General features: G+C 68.0%; 6 protein-coding genes. 4 read left to right on the forward strand and 2 right to left on the reverse strand.

Features of this window, described 5'->3' with window-relative positions:
* Nucleotides 1–309 (forward strand): AAA family ATPase (locus tag ACWDA7_RS49540; RefSeq protein WP_450614376.1); only part of this gene is annotated, 309 nt, incomplete at its 5' end.
* Nucleotides 306–677 (forward strand): hypothetical protein, encoded by a 372-nt coding sequence (locus ACWDA7_RS49545; RefSeq protein WP_450614378.1) that lies wholly within the window; start codon nt 306–308, stop codon nt 675–677. The genes ACWDA7_RS49540 and ACWDA7_RS49545, both read left to right, overlap by 4 nt.
* A gap of 128 nt (nt 678–805) precedes the next feature.
* Here the strand turns inward: ACWDA7_RS49545 and ACWDA7_RS49550 are convergent, their stop codons facing one another.
* On the reverse strand, nt 806–2,503 hold the full coding sequence (locus ACWDA7_RS49550; RefSeq protein ID WP_450614380.1) for a purine-cytosine permease family protein: 1,698 nt from the start codon (nt 2,501–2,503) through the stop codon (nt 806–808).
* A 302-nt stretch (nt 2,504–2,805) separates the two neighbouring features.
* The gene (locus tag ACWDA7_RS49555) at nt 2,806–3,888 is read right to left on the reverse strand and encodes a substrate-binding domain-containing protein (RefSeq protein ID WP_450614382.1); all 1,083 of its coding nucleotides are present in this window, start codon (nt 3,886–3,888) and stop codon (nt 2,806–2,808) included.
* A 110-nt stretch (nt 3,889–3,998) separates the two neighbouring features.
* On the opposite strand from ACWDA7_RS49555, the gene ACWDA7_RS49560 reads away from it, so the two are divergent.
* Nucleotides 3,999–4,457 (forward strand): MarR family winged helix-turn-helix transcriptional regulator, encoded by a 459-nt coding sequence (locus ACWDA7_RS49560; RefSeq protein ID WP_381950285.1) that lies wholly within the window; start codon nt 3,999–4,001, stop codon nt 4,455–4,457.
* Between the two features lie 168 nt (nt 4,458–4,625).
* On the forward strand, nt 4,626–5,447 hold the full coding sequence (locus ACWDA7_RS49565) for a transposase family protein (RefSeq protein ID WP_450614384.1): 822 nt from the start codon (nt 4,626–4,628) through the stop codon (nt 5,445–5,447).
* Nucleotides 5,448–5,651 lie beyond the last annotated feature (204 nt).

A 5,651-nucleotide genomic window follows, 5' to 3' on the forward strand; every position in this document is an offset into this window, starting at 1 on the left:
TTGCACCGGGGCCCGATGGACGCCGGGCAGCGCGCCCTGGCCGCCTCGTTCGCGCTGTCGGACCGGCTGCTGCTGGCCGGGCTCGGGCCTGCAGGGGCCGGAAAGACGACCGCGATGCGGCTGGTCGCCCGCGCAGTGGATGCCGCGGGCGGGCGCCTGATCCCGCTCGCGCCGTCCTTGCGCGCGGCGAAAGTCCTCGGCGACGACCTCGAACTGCGTTCCCACACCCTGCACTCCTGGCCGCCGCCGCAGCGAGCCCCTCGCGGCCCGGCGATGCCGCAGAGATCGAGGCCATCACCGACGCGATGATCCGGCTCCTGGTGGGGACGCCGCTGCGCTCCGACGGCCAGCTGACCATCAAGTCACTCGCCCAGGAAGCCGACCTCAAGCGCAACAAACTCACCCACAAGCACACCGGGCTGAAAGACCTGTTCTACGCCCTGGTCCGGATGCAGGATGCACGCCCGAAGGTCGTCGACGACCTCAAGCGGAAGAACGACGAACTGCAGCACCAGCTCACCCGCCTGCGCGCCGAGCACAACCAACTGCGTACAGACTTCCAGCAACTGGTGCGGGTCTTGCACGTCCTGGAGGCCGAGAACCAGCAGCTGCGGCAGTCCGCCGGCAGCGACGGTGTCGTTCGTGTCCTACCTGTCCAGCACCAGCCAAAGGGCTGACGCATGCCCGTTCGAAGCACCGTACGCCCGCGACGCTAAAGCAGACCTGACCGACTGACGACGTCGGCTCCGGCCCACGTCGAATAACGCGAGCCGGAGCCAAACGGGGCACGGGAAGGTGATGCTGGTCAGTCCACGGACCGCACGGTGGGCATGGCGAGGGCGACCGGTCCCGTGCCGGAGCCGCTCTTGCAGGAGTCGTGGCAGTCCTTCTCCAGGCTGCAGCACAGTGAGCAGATCGCCCCGGCGTGGAAGGGGCAGTTCGCCACGTCCGGCCGCTCGAAGTCGGTCGTGCACACGGTGCAGGTCAGCATGGCCGCGGAGGGCAGGCCGTCCGCCCCGAGCAGCGGCTCCTCCAGGTCGTCGACGCGGGCGATGTAGTACTTGCCCTTCGTGAGCACCGCGAACAGCGGTGAGAGGACCATCGCGAGGAACAGGGCGATGAAGGGGGAGTATGCCTTGCCGTAGTCTCCGAACGCCTCGAAGTAGGCCGCGATGGAGACGGCCGAGGCGATGAGCATCGATCCGAAGCCGACCGGGTTGAAGTTGTACAGGTGCGCGCGCTTGAACTCGATGTACGAGGGACTGAGCTTCAGCGGTTTGTTGATGACGAGGTCGGCGACGACCGCGCCGATCCAGGCGATGGCGACGTTGGAGTAGAAGCCGAGGACGGTGTTGAGGAAGCCGAAGACGCCGCCCTCCATCAGGGCCAGCGCGATGCCGACGTTGAGGAAGATGTAGACGACCCGGCCGGGGTGGCGGTGGGTGAGGCGGGAGAAGAAGTTCGACCAGGACAGCGAACCGGAGTACGCGTTCGTCGAGTTGATCTTTATCTGGGACAGGATCACGAAGAACGTGGCCAGGCCCAGGGCGACGGGTGCGGCGAAGGTCTTGAAACCGTGGACGTACTGCTGGATGGGCTCGTTGGCCTTGGACAGGCCCACGCTGCCGGCGATGTAGAAGGCGAGGAAGGCCCCGCCGATCTGCTTGGCCGCGCCGAGCACCACCCAGCCCGGGCCGGCGGAGAGGACGGCCCCCCACCACTTCTTGCTGTTCTCGGGCGTCTTGTCGGGCATGAAGCGCAGGTAGTCGACCTGCTCACCGATCTGCGCGATCAGCGACAGGGCCACGCCCGCGCCCGCGCCGACGCCGAGCATGCTGATGCTCGAGCCGGTGGGGGAGTTGCCGGCGAAGTGCGTGAACTGCGAGAACTCGTCCGGCTCCTGGATGGCGATGGACACGAACGGCGCGACCATCAGCACCAGCCACACCGGCTGCGTCCACACCTGCATCTTCGACAGCGCCGTCATGCCGTAGATGACCAGCGGCAGGATGATCAGCGAGCAGATCAGATAGCCGACGGCGAGCGGGATGTGCAGCCCCAGCTCCAGGGCCTGGGCCATGATCGAGCCTTCGAGGGCGAAGAAGATGAAGGTGAAGCTGGCGTAGATGACCGAGGTGAGCGTGGATCCGAGGTAGCCGAAGCCGGCGCCCCGGGTCAGCAGGTCCATGTCGATGGAGTACTTCGCCGAGTAGTACGAGATCGGGATGCCGGTCAGGAAGATGACGACCGCGGCGGCGAGGATCGCGACCATCGCGGAGGAGAAGCCGTTGGAGATGGCGATCGAGCCGCCGATGGCGAAGTCGGCGAGGTAGGCGATGCCACCGAGTGCCGTGGTGGCCACCACGTAGGGGGTCCAGCGGCGGAAGGACTTCGGCGCGTAGCGCAGGGAGTAGTCCTCCAACGTGTCGTTCTGCGCCCAGTTGTTGTACGTCCGTCCGCCCGTACTCGCCGGCGGTGCTTCCTTGTCGACGATCTCCGTCACGACATTCCCTCTTCCCAGCACTGGGGACGACCCGGGCGACCCCGGGTGATTGCACGGAAGAGTCACGCCGCACTGTTTCTTGAACGTTTCCCTTCCTTTAAGGGAAAGGTCTTTAACGCGCCTTTATTCGATGCGCGTAGATAGCACGCCAACAGGAGCGAAACCGCGTGGGCCGGGGTGCCCGTCCATGGGCGACTGCGGCGAGCGAAGGGCCCGATTGAATACGGATGCCTCGCCTCCGCCAGATGCTTCCCATAGAAAGTATTTCTGTGGCAGTGTAATGTCAACGGCAGGGAGCGGGGTCAGAGTTGGGTGACGATGTGGAAGTCGAAGGCATCCGCCCGTGCCAGGTACAGCCGTTGGGGGAGATGGTTGCCGCGCAGCCGCAGTGCGCCGCGCGGGCCCTCGTAGGAGACCGTTTCGCCCACCGTGCACATCGCCCGCACGTCCAGCGACCGCGCCCGCTCGGCCAACGCCGCCAGCAGGCGCACCCCTTCGAAACACGACTCGCCCAGACTGCCCACGACAGGGGCATCCACACCGAACCGCGCCGCGTAACGGGCGCTGAAGTCCAGGCTCTCGGCGGTCGCGAGCGTCTCGAAGAAACCGGCCGTCGCCCACAGCCCGTCGGTGGCCTCGGCACCGGTGGCCAGCAGGATGTTCTCGTCCATATGGGTGCTCAGCCGCAGACACCGCTGGTGAAGGCCGTACGCGGCGAACGCCCGGTTGAAGCGTGCCGCGTCGTCGCCGACCAGCAGCATCAGCACCGCGTCCGCCTCGCACCGCTCGATCCGGCGCAGCACCGGCCCGAACTCATGCGTCCCCAGCGGCACGAAGACCTCGTCGCGCGCCAGACCGCCGCACGCCCGGACGTATCGCCGTGCGGCGCGGGCGGTCACGCGCGGCCACACATAGTCGTTGCCCACCGTGCACCAGCGTCGCGCGCCGGTCGCCTCGGCCAGCAGCCGCATCGCCGGCAGCAGTTGCGCGGCATCGGTCTCGCCCGTCAGGAAGACCCCGGGTGTGCGCTCGCCGCCCTCGTACTGGGCTGTGTAGACGTATGGAACGCGGCCCGCGATCCGCGGCAGCAGTGCCTGGCGCACGGCCGAGGTGTGCCAGCCCACCACCCCGTCGACGGCGCGCAGCGACACCAGGGCCTCGACCTCGGCCGCCACCCGCTCCGGCGATGCCCCGCCGTCCACCGTGACCAGGCGGACCTCCCGGTCCAGCACGCCGCCCACGGCGTTCAGTTCCTCCGCGGCCAGCTGTGCGGCCAGCTCGCACGACGGGCCGAAGACCCCCGCGGGTCCCTGCAGCGGCACGACCAGGGCCACGACCAGCGTCGTGCTCGAATCGCCGTTCCCTCTGGGCGGTACCGGATGCACAGACCACCTCCGTGAGGGCACTGGGCGCGCGGATCCCGGCCCGGGCCCCGGCACCCTCGCGGAGGCTCGTAATCTGCCCGAACACTAGACCTATCGGAAGGACACCGGCAATGCCCTCCGAACCCTCCTCCCCGGACCTTGCCCACCTCCTCAGTCACGCCGAGCGACGCCTCGGCCGGCGCTTGGCCGCGGTGCTGGCCGAGGAGGGCTGCTCGGTGGAGGAGTGGCGCGTCCTGTCGGCCGTTGCCGACGGGCAGGGCCACCCGATGTCCGAAATCGCCGACCACGCCCTCATGCCGGCGCCCACTCTGACCAAGCTCGTCGACCGCATGGTCGCCGGCAACCTGGTCTACCGTCGGCCCGACCCCGACGACCGCCGCCGCGTCCTGCTGCACCTCACCGCCCGCGGCCGCATCCTCCACCAGCGCGCCGCCCACCGCGTCCACTCCGACCAAACCCGGCTTCTCGACGCCATCGGTGACCAGGGAAAACTCGCCCAGCTCCTGCCTCTGCTCGCGGCAACGGTCGACGGGTTGCCTGCGGTGGCGCCCAGCAGGCCGCACAGTTGAACTTTTCGATCAATGAGGTTTTCTCAGCGAAGCGATCTTCGCGAAGCGGCTTGATCTGCCTGTCTGTGGCGAGAACGGACACCGGGTCGTCCGCCCGCGGGTAGACGTAAAGCCCCTGGTAGGAACAGGTCTGCCAAGATCAAGTTCCGGAACACCAGAGGCTTCACGTTGGTCACCTATGCTGCCACGCTCGATGTCCCGCGCCACGTGGTGGAGTACCTGTCCCGGCTGCTGGCCGCGCAACGACGCCGGATCGGCACCCCGAAGGGCTCTCGGGCTCTGGGAACCTTCCGCCAGGCCGTGCTGGTGCTGCGCTGGTTCCGCGAGCGCGGCTGCGTGCACTGCCTGGCCCGGGATGCCGGCATCTCGCAGGCCACCGGCTACCGCTACCTGCACGAAGGCATCGACGCCCTGGCCGCCCAAGCCCCAGATCTGCACGAGGTGTTGGAACGCTGCCGGGAGGAGGGGATGAGCCACGTGATCCTGGACGGCACCCTGATCGAGACCGACCGCCTTGCCGGGACAGTGCTGAGCGCGAAGGGCAAAGAGATCGACGCCTGGTACTCCGGTAAGCACAAGTGCTTCGGCGGCAACGTGCAGTTCCTCGCCGCTCCGGACGGCACCCCGCTGTGGACATCCGACGTCGAGCCCGGCTCCACCCACGATCTCACCGCCGCCCGCGTCCATGTCCTGCCCGCGCTGTACACGGCGGCCCGCGAGGGCCTGCCCACCCTCGCCGATTCCGGCTACGAAGCCGCCGGCATCGGCATCCACGTCCCGGTCAAGAAGCCCGCCGGGCAGAGCTACGACCATCTGCACGCCGACACCCGCACCTACAACGCGCTTCTGCGTGGCGTCCGCTGCCTGGGCGAGCGAACCGCCGCCGAGCTCAAGGAGCGCTGGCGGGCGCTGAAGTACGTCACGCTCAGCCCCAACCGGATCGGCGACATCGCACGCGCCGCCCTTGTCCTCAATGGGCACTGGAAATGATTTCGCTGAGAAAACCTCAATGGCCGCGGCCTCGTCCCTGTGTGGCGAAGTTGGGCCTGCGCTTCAGCGTCTTGGCGGTCGCGCGAGCGAGTTGGACGACTGGGTTGGCTTGAATCCTCCCCCAGTTGAAGCAGGGGGATTCCTGGCTCACGTTGGCTGCGGGTCAGCGACCAGCAGCTCTTACACGATCAACACCAGCCGGGT

The sequence above is a fragment of the Streptomyces sp. NPDC001156 genome, assembly GCF_053598275.1.

What these genes read in the sequence shown, in the direction of transcription:
- ACWDA7_RS49545 (WP_450614378.1), top strand. Translation starts at nt 306, where the DNA reads ATGATCCGGCTCCTGGTGGGGACGCCGCTGCGCTCCGACGGCCAGCTG.
- ACWDA7_RS49560 (WP_381950285.1), top strand. Translation starts at nt 3,999, where the DNA reads ATGCCCTCCGAACCCTCCTCCCCGGACCTTGCCCACCTCCTCAGTCAC.